Source organism: Buttiauxella agrestis ATCC 33320 (genome assembly GCF_000735355.1).
In the GTDB taxonomy this organism is placed as follows: Bacteria; Pseudomonadota; Gammaproteobacteria; order Enterobacterales; family Enterobacteriaceae; genus Buttiauxella; species Buttiauxella agrestis.
Genome location: NZ_JMPI01000057.1, coordinates 30,074 through 51,401 on the forward strand (window position 1 = coordinate 30,074; position 21,328 = coordinate 51,401).

Annotated in this window: 17 protein-coding genes; 7 read left to right on the forward strand and 10 right to left on the reverse strand. The window is 51.1% G+C overall.

The genetic code is table 11. The annotated features are described in order from the left end of the window. The first annotated feature begins 9 nt into the window (after window positions 1-9). On the forward strand, window positions 10-2,769 hold the full coding sequence (gene barA, locus GBAG_RS16015) for a two-component sensor histidine kinase BarA (protein WP_034498001.1): 2,760 nt from the start codon (window positions 10-12) through the stop codon (window positions 2,767-2,769). A 69-nt stretch (window positions 2,770-2,838) separates the two neighbouring features. Here the strand turns inward: barA and GBAG_RS16020 are convergent, their stop codons facing one another. The 8 genes from GBAG_RS16020 to syd all read right to left on the reverse strand — a co-directional run bounded on the left by GBAG_RS16020 (window position 2,839) and on the right by syd (window position 11,247). Then, window positions 2,839-3,990 carry a glycerate kinase gene (locus tag GBAG_RS16020; protein WP_034498003.1) on the reverse strand — a complete coding sequence of 384 codons (1,152 nt, stop codon included), beginning with the start codon at window positions 3,988-3,990 and terminating at the stop codon, window positions 2,839-2,841. Window positions 3,991-4,061: 71 nt separating this feature from the next. After that, window positions 4,062-5,396, reverse strand: a complete 1,335-nt coding sequence (gene gudD, locus GBAG_RS16025) for a glucarate dehydratase (protein WP_034498005.1) — start codon at window positions 5,394-5,396, stop codon at window positions 4,062-4,064. 28 nt (window positions 5,397-5,424) lie between these two features. After that, window positions 5,425-6,765 (reverse strand): enolase C-terminal domain-like protein, encoded by a 1,341-nt coding sequence (locus GBAG_RS16030; RefSeq protein WP_034498007.1) that lies wholly within the window; start codon window positions 6,763-6,765, stop codon window positions 5,425-5,427. Beyond that, window positions 6,762-8,123: an MFS transporter gene (locus GBAG_RS16035; RefSeq protein WP_034498009.1), complete on the reverse strand. Its 1,362-nt coding sequence runs from the start codon at window positions 8,121-8,123 to the stop codon at window positions 6,762-6,764. The genes GBAG_RS16030 and GBAG_RS16035 overlap by 4 nt, the downstream gene beginning before the upstream one ends. 343 nt (window positions 8,124-8,466) lie before the next feature. Further along, window positions 8,467-8,916 carry a flavodoxin gene (locus GBAG_RS16040; RefSeq protein ID WP_034498011.1) on the reverse strand — a complete coding sequence of 150 codons (450 nt, stop codon included), beginning with the start codon at window positions 8,914-8,916 and terminating at the stop codon, window positions 8,467-8,469. Window positions 8,917-8,943: 27 nt separating this feature from the next. After that, window positions 8,944-9,714 carry a tRNA pseudouridine(65) synthase TruC gene (gene truC, locus GBAG_RS16045; RefSeq protein ID WP_034498013.1) on the reverse strand — a complete coding sequence of 257 codons (771 nt, stop codon included), beginning with the start codon at window positions 9,712-9,714 and terminating at the stop codon, window positions 8,944-8,946. After that, window positions 9,714-10,043 (reverse strand): YqcC family protein, encoded by a 330-nt coding sequence (locus tag GBAG_RS16050; RefSeq protein ID WP_034498147.1) that lies wholly within the window; start codon window positions 10,041-10,043, stop codon window positions 9,714-9,716. Before GBAG_RS16050 ends, truC begins: the two co-directional genes overlap by 1 nt. A 655-nt stretch (window positions 10,044-10,698) precedes the next feature. Then, window positions 10,699-11,247, reverse strand: a complete 549-nt coding sequence (syd, locus tag GBAG_RS16055; protein WP_034498149.1) for a SecY-interacting protein — start codon at window positions 11,245-11,247, stop codon at window positions 10,699-10,701. 68 nt (window positions 11,248-11,315) lie between these two features. On the opposite strand from syd, the gene queF reads away from it, so the two are divergent. The 4 genes from queF (at window position 11,316) to GBAG_RS16075 (ending at window position 16,851) form a co-directional block, all read left to right on the forward strand. After that, complete coding sequence (gene queF, locus GBAG_RS16060) at window positions 11,316-12,158, forward strand: NADPH-dependent 7-cyano-7-deazaguanine reductase QueF (protein ID WP_034498015.1); 843 nt, start codon at window positions 11,316-11,318, stop codon at window positions 12,156-12,158. A gap of 115 nt (window positions 12,159-12,273) precedes the next feature. Further along, complete coding sequence (gene ppnN / locus GBAG_RS16065; protein ID WP_034498017.1) at window positions 12,274-13,638, forward strand: nucleotide 5'-monophosphate nucleosidase PpnN; 1,365 nt, start codon at window positions 12,274-12,276, stop codon at window positions 13,636-13,638. Window positions 13,639-14,114: 476 nt separating this feature from the next. Beyond that, on the forward strand, window positions 14,115-15,419 hold the full coding sequence (locus tag GBAG_RS16070; protein WP_034498019.1) for an HAAAP family serine/threonine permease: 1,305 nt from the start codon (window positions 14,115-14,117) through the stop codon (window positions 15,417-15,419). A gap of 67 nt (window positions 15,420-15,486) precedes the next feature. Next, window positions 15,487-16,851 (forward strand): L-serine ammonia-lyase, encoded by a 1,365-nt coding sequence (locus tag GBAG_RS16075; RefSeq protein WP_034498020.1) that lies wholly within the window; start codon window positions 15,487-15,489, stop codon window positions 16,849-16,851. Between the two features lie 43 nt (window positions 16,852-16,894). Here GBAG_RS16075 and kduI read toward each other — a convergent pair whose 3' ends face one another. Next, a complete protein-coding gene (gene kduI / locus GBAG_RS16080; RefSeq protein WP_034498022.1) occupies window positions 16,895-17,731 on the reverse strand; it encodes a 5-dehydro-4-deoxy-D-glucuronate isomerase in 837 nt (278 codons plus the stop codon). 414 nt (window positions 17,732-18,145) lie between these two features. Here kduI and kdgT point away from each other — a divergent pair, with 414 nt between their 5' ends. Beyond that, on the forward strand, window positions 18,146-19,141 hold the full coding sequence (kdgT, locus tag GBAG_RS16085; RefSeq protein WP_034498024.1) for a 2-keto-3-deoxygluconate transporter: 996 nt from the start codon (window positions 18,146-18,148) through the stop codon (window positions 19,139-19,141). A 52-nt stretch (window positions 19,142-19,193) separates the two neighbouring features. Here kdgT and GBAG_RS16090 read toward each other — a convergent pair whose 3' ends face one another. After that, complete coding sequence (locus tag GBAG_RS16090; RefSeq protein ID WP_034498026.1) at window positions 19,194-20,378, reverse strand: aminotransferase-like domain-containing protein; 1,185 nt, start codon at window positions 20,376-20,378, stop codon at window positions 19,194-19,196. A 175-nt stretch (window positions 20,379-20,553) separates the two neighbouring features. On the opposite strand from GBAG_RS16090, the gene xni reads away from it, so the two are divergent. Then, a complete protein-coding gene (xni, locus tag GBAG_RS16095) occupies window positions 20,554-21,324 on the forward strand; it encodes a flap endonuclease Xni (protein ID WP_034498028.1) in 771 nt (256 codons plus the stop codon). Window positions 21,325-21,328 lie beyond the last annotated feature (4 nt).

The following is a 21,328-nucleotide window of genomic DNA, read 5'->3' on the forward strand; positions in this document are numbered from 1 at the left end:
CGGAACCCCATGACCAACTACAGCCTGCGCGCACGCATGATGATCCTGATTCTGGCGCCGACATTAATGATCGGTTTATTGCTCAGCATCTTTTTTGTCGTCCATCGTTACAATGACTTGCAGCGTCAGTTAGAAGATTCCGGCGCCAATATAATCGAGCCGCTGGCGGTTGCGAGTGAATACGGCATGAGCTTCCACAGCCGCGAGTCGATTCGCCAGTTGGTCAGCGTTCTGCACCGCCGCCACTCTGATATTGTGCGGGCAATTTCGGTTTTCGATGAAAACAATAAACTGTTTGTCACCTCTAATTATCAGCTCAATGCGTCCGCACTCAAGTTGCCAAACAATGAAAAACCGCCGCACAGCTTGAGTATCACGCGCTATGGCGATTCCATTATCCTGCGCACGCCGATTATTTCAGAGAGCTATTCACCCGACGAATCAGAAGTCACTGACGCCAAGCCCGCAGGAAACACGCTCGGCTATGTCGCGATTGAACTTGATCTGAAATCCGTACGTTTGCAGCAATACCGGGAAATTTTTATCTCGACGCTGATGATGTTGTTCTGCGTCGGTATCGCCATGCTGTTTGCTTATCGCCTGATGCGCGATGTCACCGGCCCGATTCGCAATATGGTGAATACCGTTGACCGAATCAGACGCGGGCAGCTCGACAGCCGGGTGGAAGGTTTTATGCTCGGCGAATTAGATATGCTGAAAAATGGTATCAATTCGATGGCGATGTCGCTAACCGCTTATCACGAAGAGATGCAGCACAATATTGACCAGGCGACATCTGACTTGCGCGAAACGCTGGAGCAGATGGAAATCCAGAACGTGGAGCTGGATTTGGCGAAGAAACGCGCCCAGGAAGCGGCACGTATTAAGTCTGAATTCCTCGCGAATATGTCTCACGAACTGCGCACCCCGTTAAATGGCGTGATTGGTTTTACCCGGCTGACGCTGAAAACCGATCTGAACGCCACGCAGCGCGATCACTTGCATACCATTGAACGTTCAGCAAATAACTTACTGACGATTATCAACGACGTGCTCGACTTCTCGAAGCTGGAAGCGGGCAAATTGATCCTCGAAAGTATTCCCTTCCCGCTGCGCAATACGCTCGACGAAGTGGTGACTTTACTGGCGCATTCAGCACATGACAAAGGTCTGGAACTGACGCTCCACATTAAGAATGATGTACCGGATAACGTGATTGGAGATCCGCTGCGTTTGCAGCAGGTGGTGACGAATCTGGTGGGGAATGCGATTAAATTTACCGAAAGCGGCAATATCGATCTGGTGGTCGAAAAACGCTCGCAGGGCAACAATAAAGTCCAGGTAGAAATGCGCATTCACGACACCGGCATCGGTATTCCCGAGCAGGAACAGTCGCGTTTATTCCAGGCGTTTCGTCAGGCGGATGCGAGTATTTCACGTCGCCACGGCGGTACTGGCCTTGGGTTAGTGATTACGCAGAAACTGGTGAGCGAAATGGGTGGCGATATTTCATTCCATAGCCAGCCAAATCAAGGCTCTACCTTCTGGTTCTACATCAACCTGGATCTCAATTCCAACGCGGTTCTGGACGGTTACTCCACCGAAAACCTCGCAGGTAAGCGTATTGCGTATATCGAGCAAAATGCCACTGCCGCGCAAAGCACGCTCAATATTCTGGCGAATACGCCGCTTGAGGTGATTTACAGCCCGACGTTTATGACTCTCGCCGAAGCCCACTACGACATTATGCTATTTGGTTTGCCGGTGGCGTTCCGCGATTCGCTTTCCATTGCCAATCCAAAACTGGCTAAAGCCGTCACCATGACCGACTGCCTGATTCTGGCGCTCCCAAGCCATTGCCAGGTCGATGCAGAATCTCTGAAAAAAGAAGGCGTTGCTGGTTGCTTGCTGAAGCCTGTTACCTCGACACGTTTGCTGCCGTTACTGGCCGAGCACACTTTTAATGCGAATCCTGCACTCGTCGATAGCCTTGAGAATAAAAAATTACCGCTGACGGTAATGGCCGTGGATGACAACCCGGCAAACCTCAAGTTGATTGGCGCGTTACTTGAGGATCATGTTCAGAGTGTCGAACTGTGCGGCAGCGGGGCACAAGCGATTGAACGTGCGAAGCAGATGCAGATAGACATTATTTTGATGGATATTCAGATGCCGGAAATGGACGGTATACGTGCCTGTGAATTGATTCGCCAAATGCCACACCACCAGCAAACCCCGGTTATTGCCGTCACCGCACACGCCATGGCAGGGCAAAAAGAGAAATTGTTAAGCGCCGGAATGAACGACTATCTCGCCAAACCTATCGAAGAGAAAAAATTGTATAGCCTGCTGATGCGCTATCAGCCGGGAGCGATTACCGCTCCAGCCTCAGTGGCGAACGTTGAAACTACCGTGCCAACCAGCCCGCAAAACCAGACGCTGGACTGGGCGCTTGCGTTGCAACAGGCGGCGAATAAGCCGGATCTGGCGCGTGACATGCTGCAAATGCTGTTGGCTTTCCTGCCTGAAGTTCGTAACAAAGTTGAGGAGCAGTTGGTAGGGGAAAACCCGGAAGGGTTAGTGGATATCATTCATAAGCTTCACGGCAGTTGCAGCTACAGCGGCGTACCAAAGTTGAAAAGCTTGTGCCGCCAGTTGGAGCATGAGTTGCGCTGTGGGGTGAAGCCCGAAGACCTGGAGCCTGAGCTTCTTGAGTTGCTTGATGAAATGAATAACGTTTCGAAAGAAGCCCAGCGGATGCTCAGCTAATTTAATGTCGGATGACGCTTATCCGACCGGGAAGCCTTTCGTAGGGTGGGCAAGCGCAGCGTCCCCACCTTAACTTTTGAAGCGAAATCCACCGCCTATTGCCAGGGTGGCGGCGATATTGCGTGAAGCCATTCGCAAGTTTTCCCCGGCATTTTTCAGCGCATCTTCCAGCGTGCAAATGCTATACAGCACACTAAATACCGCATCCAGACCATGTTCATGCACCACGCCGACATCCGCCGTTAAACTCCCGGCAATCCCAATGACGGGAATATTGTAGCGCCTGGCTATTTTCGCCACGCCAATCGGCACTTTTCCGTGGATTGACTGGCTGTCGATGCGCCCTTCTCCGGTAATCACCAGGTCAGCATCACGCACTATTTCATCGAGTTTTAACGCTTCGGTGACTATCTCAATGCCCTGGCGCAACTGCGCATGACAGAACGCATAAAGTGCAGCGCCCATACCACCCGCAGCACCGCCTCCGGAAAGCTCCAGCACATTTATATGGAGGTCGCGGGCAATGATTTTTGCATAGTGTTCCAGCGCCTGATCAAGCTCGCGGACAATCGCAGGCGTCGCGCCTTTTTGTGGGCCAAATACTGCCGAAGCCCCTTCATTACCGGTGAGCAGATTAGTGACATCACACGCGACTTCAATGCGACAATCCTGCAACCGTTTATCCAGCCCGGAAATGTCGATGGACGCCAGTCGCGCAACTTCCCGTCCGCCCAATCCTAGTGGCTCGCCGTCGCTATCGAGCAAACGCGCCCCAAGCGCCTGCACCATGCCAATACCGCCGTCGTTGGTCGCACTGCCGCCAATCCCAATCAAAATGCTTTTTACACCGCTATCCAACGCACAGCGTATTAGCTCGCCGGTTCCCCACGACGTGGTATTGAGCGGGTTGCGTAATGCGGTTGGCACTTGCTCCAGGCCACTCGCCGCCGCCATTTCGATAAAGGCTTGCTGCTGGTCGCCTGAAATTCCATAAAACGCCTGAATCGGGTCGCCCAACGGCCCGGTGACATTCACCTCAATGATTTCACCGTTTGTTGCAGCAACCATCGCTTCTACGGTGCCCTCACCTCCATCAGCGACGGGCAATTTCACATAATCGGCATTCGGGAACACCTCCCGAAACCCGGCTTCAATCTGTGTCGCCACCTCGAGAGCACTGAGGCTCTCTTTGTAAGAATCTGGTGCGATGACAATTTTCATATGCCGTCCATTTAATGTCGGATGTCGCAACGCGTATCCGACCTACGCGGTTTCAGAAGGTTTTGTATAGCCTAACGAACCATGCAAGGGCGCTTATTATTAAACGTCCATTCGGGAATCAGGTACTGCATCGCCATGGCGTCATCGCGCGCGCCAAGCCCATGTTGCTGGTAAAGCTCATGCGCTTTCATCACTTGATCCATATCCAGTTCAACGCCCAGGCCCGGTGTTTTCGGGACTTGCACCATGCCACCTTTAATTTCAAATGGCTGCTTAGTCAGGCGCTGGTTGCCTTCCTGCCAGATCCAGTGAGTGTCGATTGCGGTGACTTTGCCCGGTGCTGCCGCGGCAACATGGGTGAACATCGCCAGTGAAATGTCGAAGTGGTTATTAGAATGCGAACCCCAGGTCAGGCCAAATTCATGGCACATTTGTGCGACGCGCACCGAGCCTTGCATAGTCCAGAAATGTGGGTCAGCCAGTGGGATATCGACCGATTGCAGAGAAAGCGTGTGGCCCATTTGACGCCAGTCGGTGGCAATCATATTGGTCGCCGTTGGCAAGCCTGTGGCACGACGGAATTCCGCCATAATTTCACGACCTGAATAACCTAGTTCCGCGCCACACGGGTCTTCCGCATAGGCCAGAACACCGCGCAGTTGCTTACCGATGCTAATCGCTTCATCCAGAGACCAGGCACCATTCGGATCCAGCGTCACACGGGCTTGTGGGAAACGTTTTGCCAGCGCCGTCACCGCTTCGGCCTCTTCGCTCCCGGCTAGTACACCGCCCTTGAGTTTGAAATCGTTAAAGCCGTATTTCTCGTAAGCCGCTTCTGCCAGGCGCACAACCGCATCCGGTGTCATGGCTTCGTCATGGCGAATGCGATACCAGTCGCATTTCTCATCGGGCTGGCTCTGATAAGGCAACGGAGTCTGTTTGCGGTTGCCCACGAAGAACAGATAACCCAACATTTCGACTTCGCTGCGCTGCTGTCCGTCGCCCAGCAACGAAGCGACGTTCACGCCGAGATGCTGGCCGAGCAAATCTAACATGGCCGATTCAATGCCGGTTACAACATGAATGGTGGTGCGCAAATCAAAGGTCTGCAAACCCCGGCCGCCAGAATCGCGATCGGCAAATTCGGCACGCACCAGGTTCAGGATATTTTTGTATTCACCGAGCGTTTTACCAATCACCAGTTGCGATGCATCTTCCAGCGTCTGGCGAATCTTTTCCCCGCCCGGAATTTCCCCCACGCCAGTGTGGCCGGAGTTATCTTTGATAATCACAATATTACGGGTGAAGAAAGGCGAGTGTGCGCCACTCAGATTCATCAACATACTGTCGTGACCCGCAACGGGAATAACCTGCATCGCGGTGACTATCGGGGTAGAAGTTGTCATGTTATTCGTTCCTTGTCGTCAAGATGAATTAATTGCGGCCAAATGCCGGACGTTTGCGATCGAACTTCCAGCCCGGTACCAGATATTGCATGGCCGTTGCATCGTTACGCGAGCCGCCCGGAAGGGATTTATACACCTCGTGGGCCTTTTGCACCTGTTCCCAGTCAAGTTCCACGCCAAGGCCAGGTGCTTCCGGCACCGCGATTTTACCGTTGACTATTTGCAGCGGTGATTGAGTCAGGCGCTGGTCGCCTTCCTGCCAAATCCAGTGCGTGTCGATGGCAGTCGGTTTGCCCGGTGCCGCAGCACCCACATGGGTGAACATCGCCAGCGAAATATCGAAATGGTTATTGGAATGACAGCCCCACGTTAGCCCCCATTCGTCGCACATCTGCGCCACGCGAACCGCACCGCTGAGCGTCCAGAAATGCGGGTCTGCAAGCGGTATATCCACTGCATTAAGCATGATGGCATGGCTCATTTCGCGCCAGTTGGTGGCAATCATATTGGTCGCCACCGGTAAGCCCGTCGCGCGACGGAACTCCGCCATCACTTCCCGGCCGGAATAGCCTTGTTCTGCGCCGCAGGGGTCTTCGGCATACGTCAGCACATCGCCCATCCCTTTGCACAACGCGATAGCTTCATCGAGCAGCCATGCACCGTTCGGATCAACGGTTATTCGTGCGTCCGGGAAGCGTTTTTTCAGCTGGCGTGCGGCTTCAAGCTCCTGCTCGCCTGGTAACACGCCGCCTTTAAGTTTGAAGTCTTTGAAGCCATAACGGTCTTGCGCGGCTTCGGCGAGACGCACAATAGACTCACTGTTCAGCGCCTGCTGGTGGCGTAGTTCATACCATTCGTGACGGGCATTTTTGCCATCCAGATACGGCAAATCGGTTTTGTTACGATCGCCGATGTAAAACAAATAGCCTAAAACGGTGACTTCATCGCGCTGTTTGCCCGGCCCTAACAATTCGCAAACCGGAACGTTCAGCGCTTTGCCGAGCAAATCAAGCAATGCCGCCTCGAGAGCCGCCACCGCATTAACGCGCAGTTCGAAAGTCCACGCACCTTTGCCGAAGGTATCAAAGTCCGCCGACTGATTACCTTTGTGAACGTTCTGCACCACGCGATTCATGCGCGCAATTTCCTGACCGACGACATGTGGGATCGCATCGACCAGCGTCTGATAAATCACTTCACCACCGGGCGCTTCGCCCACACCGGTATGCCCGGCGTTATCGGTCAGAACAACAATGTTGCGCGTGAAAAAGGCACCGTGCGCGCCGCCAATGTTGAGCAGCATGCTGTCATGGCCCGCCACCGGAATGACTTTCATATCCGTAATCAGCGGGCTTGCCTGAGTATTCATGATGATTGCCCCGCAGTGACAGGTTTGAGTTCGACACGTTTGATATCGCCAACAATCACCAGGTAACTCAGTACCGCGACAATCGCGTGAACGCCAACGTAAATCAGTGCGCCGTTAAACGACCCGGATGTGCCGACGATGTAGCCGATAGCGATTGGCGTCACGATACCGGAGACATTACCGAACATGTTAAACAGGCCGCCGCTCAAACCGCTGATTTCTTTCGGCGCGGTATCAGCCATCACCGCCCAACCCAACGCACCGATACCTTTGCCGAAGAATGCTATCGCCATAAAGCCGACAACCATCATTTCGGACTCAACGTAGTTACAGAACACCATGCTGACTGAAAGCAACATCCCGAGCACGATTGGCGTTTTACGGGCGATGTTTAACGAACCGGTGCGGCGCATCAGGTAATCAGAAATCACGCCACCCAACACTCCGCCGACAAATCCGCATACCGCCGGAACCGACGCGACGAAACCGGCTTTCAGAATCGACATGCCCTTTTCCTGCACCAGATACACCGGGAACCAGGTAATAAAGAAGTAGGTTAAAGCATTGATACAGTACTGCCCGATATAGATCCCAACCATCATGCGTGATCCGATCAACTGTTTGATCTGGCCCCACTTCTGCGCCATTGGGATATGTTCTTTTGGCTTCTTCTGATCCATGTTGATCAGCGCACCGCCCGCTTCAATGTACTCCAGTTCTTTTTGGTTTACGCCTGGATGGTTGTTCGGCTCATGAATCACTTTGAGCCACACGAAGCTAATAATGATACCCAGCCCGCCCATAAAGAAGAACACATGCGACCAGCCCACTTCGTGCGTCAACCAACCCATGATTGGCGCGAAGATAACGGTGGCGAAATACTGTGCGGAGTTAAAAATCGAGACCGCCGTGCCGCGTTCCTGTGCCGGGAACCACGCTGCGACGATTCGGCTGTTGCCGGGGAAGGAAGGTGCTTCGGCCAGACCCACCAGGAAGCGCAGAGTAAACAGCGCGATGATGATGCCAAAACCATTAAAGATATCGACGAAACCTTGCAGCAAGGTAAACATCGACCAGATAAAGATGGACCAGAAATAGACGCGTTTTGAGCCGAATTTATCAAGCAACCACCCGCCGGGGATTTGCCCTATAACGTATGCCCAGGAAAACGCGGAAAACACATACCCCATGCCGATAGGGTCGAGGCCGATATCTTTTGCCATTTCCGAACCGGCAATAGATAACGTGGCGCGGTCACCATAGTTAAACGAGGTGACGATGAAAAGCATGACGACTATCCAATAGCGAGCGTTGGTTCTTTTCTCGGCCACGCTCGCCGTCTGGCTAATTGAATTCATGTTGCACTCCTGAATTATAGCTTTTGGCTATGATCCACTCTGCACTTGTAGGGTATCAGAATGAGGTATCGGCCCATCCGCAGTATTTTTTGTGGTGCTGAATCTGCGGTTTTTTGATGCCGAGGGAAAGTATATTCAGGGAGTGAGCGTGTCTCATCGTGCAAAGACACAAGTTTGCCGGACGTTTCATGAGCAGTTTATGGCGTCTGTCTAACGTTCTGGGGGATGGTTCACGATTTTTGAAACAACCAGATAAAAGGAAGGGTCTATGCTTAGGCTGCAAGGCGAGGTAAAAATATTCGGCGGCAGGGAAGTGTGACTTCACCTGCCAGGATTCATTTTGTTACTTTAACAACGTCACCCATTGCTCAACCCATGGGTTAGAAATCGCTTCAGGTTCCGGATGATCGTTGGCATCAATGGCTAAAACATTACCGATGCGTTTCGCACCCTGCTCTTGCAGTAAGGCGTCAAATTGCTTTCCGCCCCCGCAAAAATGTTCGTAGTTGCTGTCACCTAATGCAATCAAACCGTAACGCAATTCAGGCTGGTATCCGATTTTGTCTTTTATCGCCTGAAACAGAGGAACGATGCTGTCTGGCAAATCGCCCTGGCCGGTTGTTGAAGTCACAATTAACACGTACTGGTCGCTAAATTTCTGCCAGTCAGCAAGCTCAGGATCTTCAAAAACGGTAGCTTTATGACCATTCTTTTTTAAAATCGCTTCTGCTTCTTCTGCTACCAGCAGCGAGTTTCCATACATTGTTCCTACAAAAATCCCTACTTCAGCCATCAGTTAACTCCTTGCGTTACGGCGGTATTATTCATCCTGGCCGTTGCTTGCCACAAACTCAACCTTTTCGATGTCACTCAGTAAGCCGCTCCAGCCAAACTGTGACATCATCTGCATCCAGGTGTCATCAAGGTTGGCGCGAAGGCACAGCGGTTCGCCTGTCACCGGGTGGTTTAACGAAAGCTGGCTTGCGTGCAGCATTAACCGCTGACAGCCAAAATGTTCGGCCGCAGCGCGGTTCTGGCGCAGGTCGCCGTGTTTTGAATCGCCAATCATGGGGTGGCGTAAGTGCGACATATGGCGACGTAACTGGTGCTTGCGCCCAGTTTTAGGCTCCAGCTCAACCAGGCTGTAGCGTGCGGTTGGATAACGACCAACCGGAACCGGCATTTCTACGGTCGCCAACCCACGATAATGCGTTACGGCTGGCTGCGCTTCTTTATCCTGAGTCGCTTTTTTATCGGCGATTTTATCCAGCTCTTCCACCAGCGGGTAATCCAGCACCGCTTCATCTTCAAGCCAGCCGCGAGTCACCGCGTGGTAGCGCTTTTGAATTTGGTGATTTTCAAACTGCTGGGATAACAAATGCGCGACTTCACTGGAAAGGGCCATCAGCAATACGCCTGACGTGGGCCTGTCGAGGCGGTGCACGGTAAACACATGTTTGCCAATTTGGTCACGCACGGTTTGCATCACAAAGACCGTTTCATGGCGGTCCAACCAGCTTCGGTGAACTAACCAACCCGAGGGTTTGTTGACCGCAACCAGCCATTCATCCTGATAAATAATTTCCAGCATCAGGATTTGTCACTCACAAACAGCGCATCAAGTTCTTGCAGGGCTTTTAACAGAGGTGTACGTCCGACATGTGCCGCATCCAACGCCATTTCGTAATAGGGCGCGAGGGCAAAATCAGCAGGCAGAGGGTGTTGAGCATCAAGAAGCGCGTGCATTCGGGGAATCAGAACCCATTGCAACCATTCGTGAGGCTGCATTGTATCCAGGCAAAATGGTTGCGTGCTTTCAAAGGCTTCAGCGTTTGGTGCACAACCCTGCCAAAGTTGGTGGTCACGCAAAACCTGTTCAATGATGTGTAGATGCTGGCGTACCAGCGCGTGGCGTTCCATGGAAACCTCGAGCATCAGTCAAAAGAAGCCGGCAAGCATATCACTTCTTAGGCTGAGCGAAAAAATGCATAAAAAAAGGGAGCACTGTATAAACAGTGCTCCCGGTTCGTTTCGCAGCTAATCCGGCTACTTTTGGTGCTCCCTGCTCGTCCGTGACAACTATGTCCTGCGGTCTCCTGACCTACAATCCGTCGTACTCGCGTCCTGCTACCATCATCCTGAGGTGTTCCGGCATTGTCCTGATGCATAATCCTTTGGTCTTCCAGACCCACCGAATGTTCCTGATTCGGCTCTCATTCTCCGTCCTGGAGGTGTCCCTTACTCTTCCTGAGTGATCCTTGCTTCATCCAGAAGCCTTCCTTGCAACACCATCCTGGTGTGTTCCACTTCTTCAATGAAGTGACATCATCCTAATGTCTCCTTCACTTCCCGACGTCCTGTCGACGGACATAGAATCCTCTATTTCGTTCACTCTGACAACCCACTCACAACCAAAGCTTACGATAACTTTCATTCAAAAGCAGACGCAAAACCAATCAAGTTATTGATATAAAAGAGTTAACAAATTTATCGACATGAAAACTCTGCATGAAAAGTTAGAGATCTCTTACAACTCGTGTAAGAGATCTCTCACAAGACTGATAGCGATTAACGCTTAAATGACCTGCGGTTGTAAGCCTTGCAGGAACAAATTAAGTGACGGGGCGAGGGTTGTACGCTGTTTGGTGCCAATTTTTTCCAGCACGACTTCGCCGGTAAGATTACACAGAGACACCACTTCCATTTCATCAGGTGTGGTAGCCAGAAACAGCGTCGGCGATAGCTTCAGGCGTTTTTGAGTGACCAGATGACCAATCAGGTTTTCTTGTACACGTTGGAAATCGTCTTCGCTCCACGCCTGCAATAGCGTTAACGCCTGGTTGCCCGAGGTCGCAGGCATGTCACCGGCAAATTGGGTGGTGTAAAACTGATGCGCGCCAGGCTGCAAGGCAATATCCATCGCCCGCTCAACCGCGCTGAGATCGTTTGCGGGGGCAAATGGCTGCGGCTGCCAGCGCACATCGTTACCGGTTGTCGTCACGATACACGGCGATGGCACACCATATAATTCTTCACTTGCAGGCCAGCCATCAGCTTGTTCACGCCAGGCCTGACAAAAGCGCTCAGTGAAATCTTCCAGCGCCTGACGTACTTCGTTATCCACCAATTTCTCACTCCCTCAAGGCTGCGGTACAATAGGAACCAATTGTACCTGCATTCTATCGGTGACACATGTCTTATGAAAACCACCAGGCACTGAGTGGCCTGACACTGGGTAAGCCAACCGCTTACCAGGATCAATACCAACCGTCTTTACTCCAGGCCGTCCCTCGCAGCCTGAACCGCGACCCATTAGGCTTACATGCAGATAACCTGCCATTCAGCGGCGGCGATATCTGGACGTTGTACGAACTGTCGTGGCTGAACAGTAACGGTTTGCCTCAGGTCGCAGTAGGGCATATGCAGCTTGATGCGAACAGCGTGAATCTGGTTGAGTCCAAAAGCTTCAAACTCTATTTGAACAGCTTTAATCAGACCCAATTTGCAGACTGGGAGACGGTTCAGGAGGCGCTAAAGCGTGATTTAAGTGCCTGCGCACAAGGTGATGTTAGCGTGGTGTTGTTCCGTCTGCATGAGCTCGAAGGGCAGGAAATCGCGGCATTCACCGGCGAGTGTATAGATGAACAAAATATCACTATTGATAACTACGAATTTAATGCCGATTACCTCAGTGGTGCGGCGGGCGACGAAATCGTAGATGAAACCCTGGTGAGCCATCTGCTGAAATCTAACTGCCTGATAACCCACCAGCCGGATTGGGGTTCCGTTCAGATTCGTTATCGTGGCCCGCGCATCGACCGGGAAAAATTGCTGCGTTATCTGGTGTCATTCCGCCAGCACAACGAATTCCACGAGCAGTGTGTGGAGCGAATCTTTAATGATATTCAGCAATTCTGCTGCCCGGAAAGCCTCAGCGTCTATGCACGCTATACTCGTCGCGGCGGTCTGGACATTAACCCGTGGCGTACTAATACCGATTTCCATCCGGCATTTGGCCGCCTGGTTCGTCAATAAGTGCGAAACGCCTCGCAGCCTGCGGAAGGATTATTGTTTTCAGGTTGTTAAATTGAACATGCCAGGGCTATTGTAATCATTGGGAGCGGCACTTTACGCTTCGTAAGGAGTTAACTTGATTACACATATTAGCCCGTTAGGCTCAATGGATATGTTGTCGCAGTTGGAAGTCGATATGCTTAAACGCACGGCCAGCAGCGACCTCTATCAACTGTTTCGCAACTGTTCACTTGCCGTACTTAACTCAGGAAGCCAGACCGATAGCAGTAAAGAGTTGTTATCGCGTTACAAAAACTTCGATATCAACGTGCTGCGCCGCGAACGTGGCGTCAAACTTGAACTGATTAATCCACCTGATGATGCGTTTGTTGATGGTCGCATCATCCGGGCTTTGCAAGCTAACCTGTTTGCCGTGCTACGCGATATTTTGTTCGTGAACGGCCAGATTTCCACCGCCGGGCGCTTCCAGAATCTCGATTTGGCAGACCCAGAAAATATCACCAATATGGTGTTTTCTATTTTACGTAACGCTCGTGCATTGCATGTTGGCGAAGCGCCGAACCTGGTGGTTTGCTGGGGCGGGCACTCGATCAACGAAAACGAATACCTCTACGCACGTCGTGTCGGTACTCAACTCGGTCTGCGCGAACTCAATATTTGTACCGGCTGTGGCCCTGGAGCCATGGAAGCACCAATGAAAGGTGCCGCGGTGGGCCATGCCCAGCAACGTTATAGAGAAAGCCGCTTTATTGGTATGACGGAACCGTCAATCATTGCCGCGGAACCACCTAACCCGTTGGTAAATGAACTGATAATCATGCCGGATATCGAAAAGCGCCTCGAAGCGTTTGTGCGAATCGCGCATGGCATCATCATTTTCCCTGGTGGCGTGGGTACAGCAGAAGAACTGCTTTATCTGCTCGGCATTTTGATGAACCCGCATAACCACGACCAGGTATTGCCGCTGATTTTGACCGGGCCGAAAGAGAGCGCTGACTACTTCCGCGTGCTGGACGAGTTTATCGTCAACACGGTGGGTGAGCAGGCGCGTCGTCATTACCAAATCATTATCGACGACCCGGCTGAAGTCGCACGTCAGATGAAAAAGGCCATGCCAAAAGTGAAAGAGAATCGCCGCGAAACGGGCGATGCTTATAGCTTCAACTGGTCGATTCGTATTGCGCCTGATCTACAAATGCCGTTTGAGCCAACCCACGAAAATATGGCCAATCTCAAGCTCTATCCGGATCAACCTGCGGAGCAACTGGCGGCTTCTTTGCGCCGGGCGTTTTCCGGTATTGTTGCGGGTAACGTAAAAGAGGGCGGGATACGCGCCATTGAACAATTTGGCCCGTACAAAATTCACGGCGACGCACAAATGATGCGACGCATGGATGACCTGCTTCAGGGCTTTGTCGCCCAGCACCGCATGAAATTACCAGGCAGTGCTTACATTCCTTGCTACGAGATTTGCACCTGAATCCTCAGGGCGGAGCGACTCCGCCCTTTTTTATTTCCATATTTTTTCTCATTTTCCCCGCTAATTTCGCCCCCTTTCATGTTACCCGTATCAGCATAAACATCTTCACGTAAACTAATACCTCAGTTCAATTCCATGCTAAAAACCCTGCGTATACAGACAATTACCCTGCCATCACAGACTGAAACAACGGTTTATTATCTACAATATCCGTAATTTTAGGGTGTAAATATCAAACAAAATATCAGATGCAGAGTGAAAACCTGCCAAAAACCACACAAGCAGTGGATTCTTACATTTGAGATCTTGATCACTGATGAATTGACAACATGAATGTATCTTTCCGCCCGCTGATTATCACTGGCCAAAATTACTATAAAACCGCCCGCTACCAGCATTAAATTTCAACAGTCAATGGCAAGGCATCGCGATTGACTCAGTTTTCGAATCAATATGTTCCTTTGGAGAAGTAGTAGATGGAAACCACACAAACCGGCAGTATTGCCTCGGTTGAAAGCAAAAGTTCATGGCGCAAGTCCGATACCATGTGGATGCTGGGCTTGTACGGCACCGCAATTGGGGCTGGTGTTTTATTCCTGCCGATTAACGCCGGTGTTGGCGGCCTGATTCCGCTGTTCATCATGGCAATTCTTGCGTTCCCAATGACTTTCTTCGCTCACCGCGGTCTGACTCGCTTTGTGCTGTCAGGTAAAAACCCTGGTGAAGACATTACTGAAGTTGTAGAAGAGCACTTCGGTGTGGGCGCAGGTAAAGTCATTACCCTGCTCTACTTCTTTGCTATCTACCCAATTTTGCTGGTGTACAGCGTCGCTATAACTAACACCGTTGATAGCTTTATTACGCATCAGTTGGGTATGGTTTCTCCGCCACGTGCGCTTTTGTCTCTGATCCTGATTGTGGGTCTGATGACCATCGTTCGTTTCGGTGAGCAGATGATCGTTAAAGCGATGAGCATCCTGGTGTTCCCGTTTGTTGCGGCTTTGATGGCTCTGGCGTTATATCTGATCCCTGAGTGGAGCAGCGCAGCGTTTGATACCCTGTCATTTAGTGCAGCTGCATCTCCTGCAACCGGCAGCGGCTTGTGGATGACGCTGTGGCTGGCAATCCCAGTAATGGTGTTCTCCTTTAACCACTCGCCTATCATCTCTGCGTTTGCGGTTGCAAAACGTAACGAGTACGGCGACGAAGCTGAGAAGAAATGTTCCCGCATCCTGTCTTTTGCGCACATCATGATGGTAATTACCGTGATGTTCTTCGTATTCAGCTGCGTACTGAGCCTTTCCCCGGAAAACCTGGCCGAAGCAAAAGCACAGAACATCTCTATTCTGTCTTACCTGGCTAACCACTTTAACGCGCCTGTCATTGCCTGGATGGCACCGATTATCGCGATTGTTGCTATTACCAAATCCTTCCTCGGCCACTACCTGGGCGCACGTGAAGGCTTCAACGGGATGGTTATCAAATCCCTGCGCGGTAAAGGCAAAACTATTGAAATCAGCAAACTGAACCGCATCACCGCTATCTTCATGCTGGTGACAACATGGATTGTTGCCACCCTGAACCCAAGCATTCTGGGGATGATTGAAACCCTGGGCGGCCCAATCATCGCGATGATTCTGTTCCTGATGCCGATGTACGCGATTCAGAAAGTCCCGGCAATGCGCAAATACAGCGGCCATATCAGCAATGTATTTGTGGTAATTATGGGTCTGGTCGCTATTTCCGCCATCTCTTACTCTCTATACTCGCTGTTCATCTAAAAGTTATAAACCGCCTGCCTCCTGCAGGCGGTTTTTCTCTTAAAGTTACTCAGGCAACGGACGCAACATGATTAGCGTATTCGATATTTTCAAAATCGGTATTGGCCCGTCCAGTTCCCATACCGTCGGCCCGATGAAAGCCGGTAAGCAATTCGCAGACGATTTGATCGCGCAAGGGATTTTGCGCAACGTCACGCGAGTCGTCGTTGATGTATACGGTTCACTCTCTCTCACTGGTAAAGGTCACCATACCGATATCGCCATTATTATGGGTCTGGCGGGTAATATGCCGGACACCGTTGATATCGACGCCATCCCACATTTTATTCAGGACGTGAATACTCACGGTCGCCTGTTGCTGGCAAACGGCCAGCATGAAGTGGAATTCCCGGTCGATAGCTGCATGAACTTCCACGAAGATAATCTTTCCCTGCACGAAAACGGCATGCGTATTACAGCGCTGGCAGGAAGCGAAGTTGTTTATAGCCAAACGTATTACTCCATCGGCGGTGGTTTTATCGTTGATGAAGCCCATTTTGGCGTGGAAGAGTCCCAGCAGGTTGTCGTGCCATATCCTTATAAAAGTGCCGCTGATTTGCAGCGTCATTGCAAAGAAAGTGGGCTTTCGCTGTCTGGCTTGATGATGCTCAATGAGCGAGCAATGCGTTCGCAGGCTGAAATTGACGCACACTTTGCTGACGTGTGGAATGTCATGCGCAGCGGTATTGAACGTGGCATCACCACCGAAGGCGTGCTGCCGGGTAAAATGCGTGTCCCCCGTCGTGCTGCGGCATTACGCAGAATGTTGGTCAGCAGTGATAAGAACAACTCTGACCCAATGGCCGTTGTCGATTGGATTAACATGTTCGCGCTGGCGGTAAACGAAGAAAATGCGGCGGGTGGTCGCGTTGTCACCGCCCCAACTAACGGCGCATGCGGTATTGTTCCGGCGGTACTGGCTTATTACGACAAATTCATTCGTGAAGTTAATACAAACTCCTGCGCGCGTTACTTCCTCGCGGCGGGCGCAATTGGTTCTCTGTATAAGATGAACGCGTCAATTTCAGGCGCTGAAGTGGGTTGCCAGGGCGAAGTCGGTGTTGCCTGTTCCATGGCAGCTGCAGGTCTTGCGGAATTACTGGGCGGCAGCCCAAGCCAGGTTTGTATTGCGGCCGAGATTGGGATGGAACATAACCTCGGTCTGACTTGTGACCCGGTTGCCGGACAAGTTCAGGTTCCGTGCATTGAGCGTAATGCGATTGCAGCGGTGAAAGCGGTGAATGCAGCACGTATGGCCTTGCGCCGTACCAGCGAACCACGCGTTTGCCTCGATAAGGTTATCGACACCATGTACGAAACTGGCAAAGACATGAACGCCAAATACCGCGAAACATCACGCGGTGGCCTGGCGATGAAAGTGTCCTGCGATTAAAAACAAAAACCCGCTGCGAAGCGGGTTTTTTTATAGCGATTTCTTATCTTAGATCGCCAACCTTCACATGATCCATATCGTCAAACACCTGATTCTCACCCACCATTCCCCAGATAAACGTATACGCGCGCGTACCCACACCTGAGTGAATTGACCAGCTCGGGGAAATCACCGCTTGCTCGTTTTGCATCACAATGTGACGGGTTTCTTGCGGCTGGCCCATCATGTGGAATACGCAGCTGTCCTGCTCCAGACCGAAGTAGAAATAAACTTCCATCCGACGTTCGTGTGTATGGCAAGGCATGGTGTTCCACAGATTACCAGGCTCCAGTTCAGTCAGACCCATACTCAACTGGCACGTTTCCAGCACATCTGGAACGAAGTACTTGTTGATAGTACGGCGGTTGCTGGTAACGCTATCGCCCAGTGTGACTGGAGAAACGTCCGCAGGTGTCACGCGCTTGGTTGGGTAAGTGGTGTGTGCCGGAGCACAGTTGTAGTAGAAGCGTGCCGGGTTTGCAGGGTCGATGCTGGCGAACACCACTTCTTTAGCGCCCTTACCGACGTACAAACCGTCGCGAGTGCCGATTTCATAGCAAGTACCGTCAACCGTAATTGTGCCCTGGCCGCCGATATTGATTACACCCAACTCGCGGCGCTCGAGGAAATAGCTCACCCCCAACTGCTTACCAACTTCACCGCCAACACTCACCGTGCGCGTAACAGGCATGACGCCACCAACAATGATGCGGTCGATGTGGCTGTAGGTCATGGTGTACTCGTCAGCAGTAAAGATGGTTTCGATCAGAAACTCTTTACGTAAACCGGCAGTATCCAGGGTTTTTGCGTGATCGCTATGAATGCTTTGACGAATATCCATTACTTTTCCTTTCAAGGCTGAAAATACCAGGCGGAAACACAATCACGCCCGTTACTATTAATAATAATTTAGCAATTAAAATAGAGTTACTCACAAGTCATCTACATTTAACCGCACCACATAGACAGTTTATCACCTGATTATATAAATAATGTGATCCAAATTGAAATATCGTTTCAATTTGATTGAATTGCAATTCCAACAGAGCGATAGTTTATCTCACGAAGCGTTACCGGGGCACATTAGCCGTGGTGACTAGCTCAATGAGGTTAATCAAACTGCCATTAAGAGCAACGAGCATCTCTGACCCAACATCTTAAATAATCAGGGAAAACTAACTTTTTTCGCTGCTAACTGTTACGTCATTTTTTCATTAACACGCTGTAGAAAATGAAAAAATCATAAGGAATTACCATGAAGATCAAAGCTACTATTGAACGCATTCCTGGTGGGATGATGCTGATTCCATTGATTCTTGGAGCTATTTTAAATACTTTCGCTCCAGACACTGGTGCCTATTTTGGTTCGTTTACTAAAGGAATGATTAGCGGCACCGTTCCTATTCTGGCGGTTTGGTTCTTCTGTATTGGTGCCTCAATTGATCTGCGTGCAACAGGTACCGTTTTGCGCAAGTCCGGCACCCTGGTGCTGACCAAAATTGCTGTGGCCTGGGTCGTGGCTATGATTGCCGCGTCCTTTATTCCTGAAGGTGGGATTCAGACAGGCATGTTCGCTGGTTTATCCGTTCTGGCCCTCGTCTCTGCGATGGACATGACCAACGGCGGCCTGTACGCGAGCCTGATGAACCAGTACGGCACTAAAGAAGAATCAGGTGCATTCGTGCTGATGTCTCTGGAATCTGGCCCACTCATGACCATGGTGATCCTGGGTTCTGCGGGTCTGGCATCCTTTGAACCACACCACTTTATCGGTGCCGTGCTGCCCTTCCTGATTGGTTTTGCATTAGGTAACCTGGACCACGACTTCCGCACCTTCTTTAGCAAAGCAACGCCAGTCCTGATTCCGTTCTTCGGCTTCGCTCTGGGTAACACCATCAACCTGGGCGTGATTATGGACACCGGCTTGCTGGGTATCATGCTGGGTGTAGCGGTTATCGTTGTTACGGGTATTCCGTTGATTCTGGCTGATAAATACATCGGCGGCGGCAACGGTACCGCAGGAATTGCAGCCTCTTCGGCAGCAGGCGCTGCGGTGGCTAACCCGGTTATCATTGCGCAAATCAACCCGGCATTTGAGCCAGTCGCCGCTTCAGCAACCGCGCTGGTTGCAGCAAGCGTGATTGTGACCGCAATTCTGGTGCCAATCATTACCGCACTGTATTCAAGACGTATGGGCGGGAAAGTTGCTCAAAAGAATGAAAATGATGATGTGGTGGAGCTTTCACATTAATCGTTAAACAGTTAATACAAAAATGGAGCCTTACGGCTCCATTTTTTTCGTCTTATAGCGCCGCTTTTAAGCGTTGTACCGCCTCATAGAGCTGCTCTTCGGTGGCCGTTGCATAAGAGAAACGCAGCGTTTTCTTGTCGGCATTATCACTAAAGAAAAACTCACCCGGAACATACACCACGCCTTTTTCCAGCGTCTGTTGCAACCAACGGGTGGTATCAAATTCGTAGCGGAAAGAGGCCCACAAGAACATCCCACCCTGCGGTTGGTTAAAGGTGATGTGCTCGTTTAATTCCTGATGCAAATACTTCGACAAGCTCAGGCATTTCTTCTTATACGCTTCGCGAATCAGTTCAATCTGCGGGTCAAGCCTGTCGAGTGTGAGATAGGCAGACACCAGTGATTGCGTAAAAGAGTTGGCGTGCAAATCGGTGGCTTGCTTAATGATGGCGACTTTTTGCTTCATCCATTCCGGCAGAACAATCCAGCCTACGCGCAAACCCGGTGCCAGAATTTTAGAAAACGTCGAGGTATAAACTACGTTTTCCTGGCTGCCACGCTCAGTGGCCACTTGCAGAAGCGTTTTCTCGCGAGTGTCAGTGAAGCTAATCGCGCCGTACGGATCATCTTCAACAATGACGAAGTGATGTTCTTCAGCCAGTTTGACCAGTTGCTCACGGCGGCTGGCGCTCAATGTTGTGCCGCTTGGGTTGCCAAAAGTCGGAACGATATAGACGCCTTTAATACGCGTCGTTTTCAGCAACTCTTCCAGTTCGTCGACAATCATCCCGTGCTCATCGCTACCCACGGATTTCACATCGGCTTCGTTCAGGCTCAGAATTTGCAGCGTCGCCAGATAAGTTGGGCGCTCAACCACAAACACATCACCAGGGTTCACCAACGCACGCATCAGCAAATCCAGCGCCTGTTGAGAGCCAGAGGTGATCAGCAACTGTTCTGAAGTGGTGGCAATCCCCCGTTGCTGGCACAGCTCAACCAATTGCTGACGCAGTTCAACAGTGCCTTCGGTCAGGCCATACTGGAACGCGTCATTAAAATTCTCGGCGACCACTTTTTGCGTCGCAATTCCCAGCCCTTCTTTATCAAACAATTCGCTGGAAGGAATGCCGCCAGCAAGGGAAATCACGCCAGGCATTTTGCTGTGCTTCAATAATTCTCTGATGGCTGACGGTTGTAAAGCCTGGATGCGATGTGCGAGGTGTGAACTATTACTCATGTTGTTGTCTCTGATTTTTCTATTCGTTTAAAATATATATAGCAACCTAAGTACTTAGCAATGCTTTTCAGAACAATAATATTGCGAGCCGCTTTCCTGAATTTAATTCCCGCGTTCGCGGTCGTCTCGCAGAAATGTTACTGTGCATCAAGAGAATGTTGAATGCGAAATACCCATGATGATTCATTTACTTATCGTTGATGCCCTGAACTTAATACGCCGTATTCATGCGGTTCAAGGCTCGCCCTGCGTTGATACTTGCCTGCACGCTCTTGATGCGCTGATTACCCATAGTCAGCCCACGCACGCCGTCGCCGTGTTTGACGACGATGACCGCCGTGAAGGCTGGCGGCATCAGGTGTTGCCTGACTATAAAGCGGGGCGCACACCAATGCCAGATACCTTGCATCAGGAAATGCCAGTATTGCGAGATGCGTTCGCTAAAAGAGGCGTCGCCTGCTGGCATTCTGCGGGGAACGAGGCTGATGATCTTGCCGCCACACTTGCGGTAAAAATTGCGGCCAGCGGGCACCGCGCGACTATTGTTTCCACCGACAAAGGTTTCTGCCAGTTGCTCGCACCGAACATTCAAATCCGCGACTACTTTCAGAAACGCTGGCTGGATGCGCCATTTATTGCGCAAGAATACGGTGTGCTGCCTACACAATTGGGTGACTTCTGGGGGCTTGCGGGAATCAGCAGCAGTAAAATTTCTGGTGTTCCGGGTATCGGGCCGAAGAGCGCCACACAATTGATCAATCAGTTTTCAACGCTCGAAGCGCTGTACGAACGATTAGAAGAAGTACCTGAGAAATGGCGTAAGAAGTTAGAACAACATCGTGAAAGTGCGTTTATCAGCCGCCAGGTGGCGCAGTTGCAGACGGATTTACAGCTTGATGGGAATTTGCAGCAATTGCGATTGCCGGGTGGGACGCCCTCACCCTAGCCCT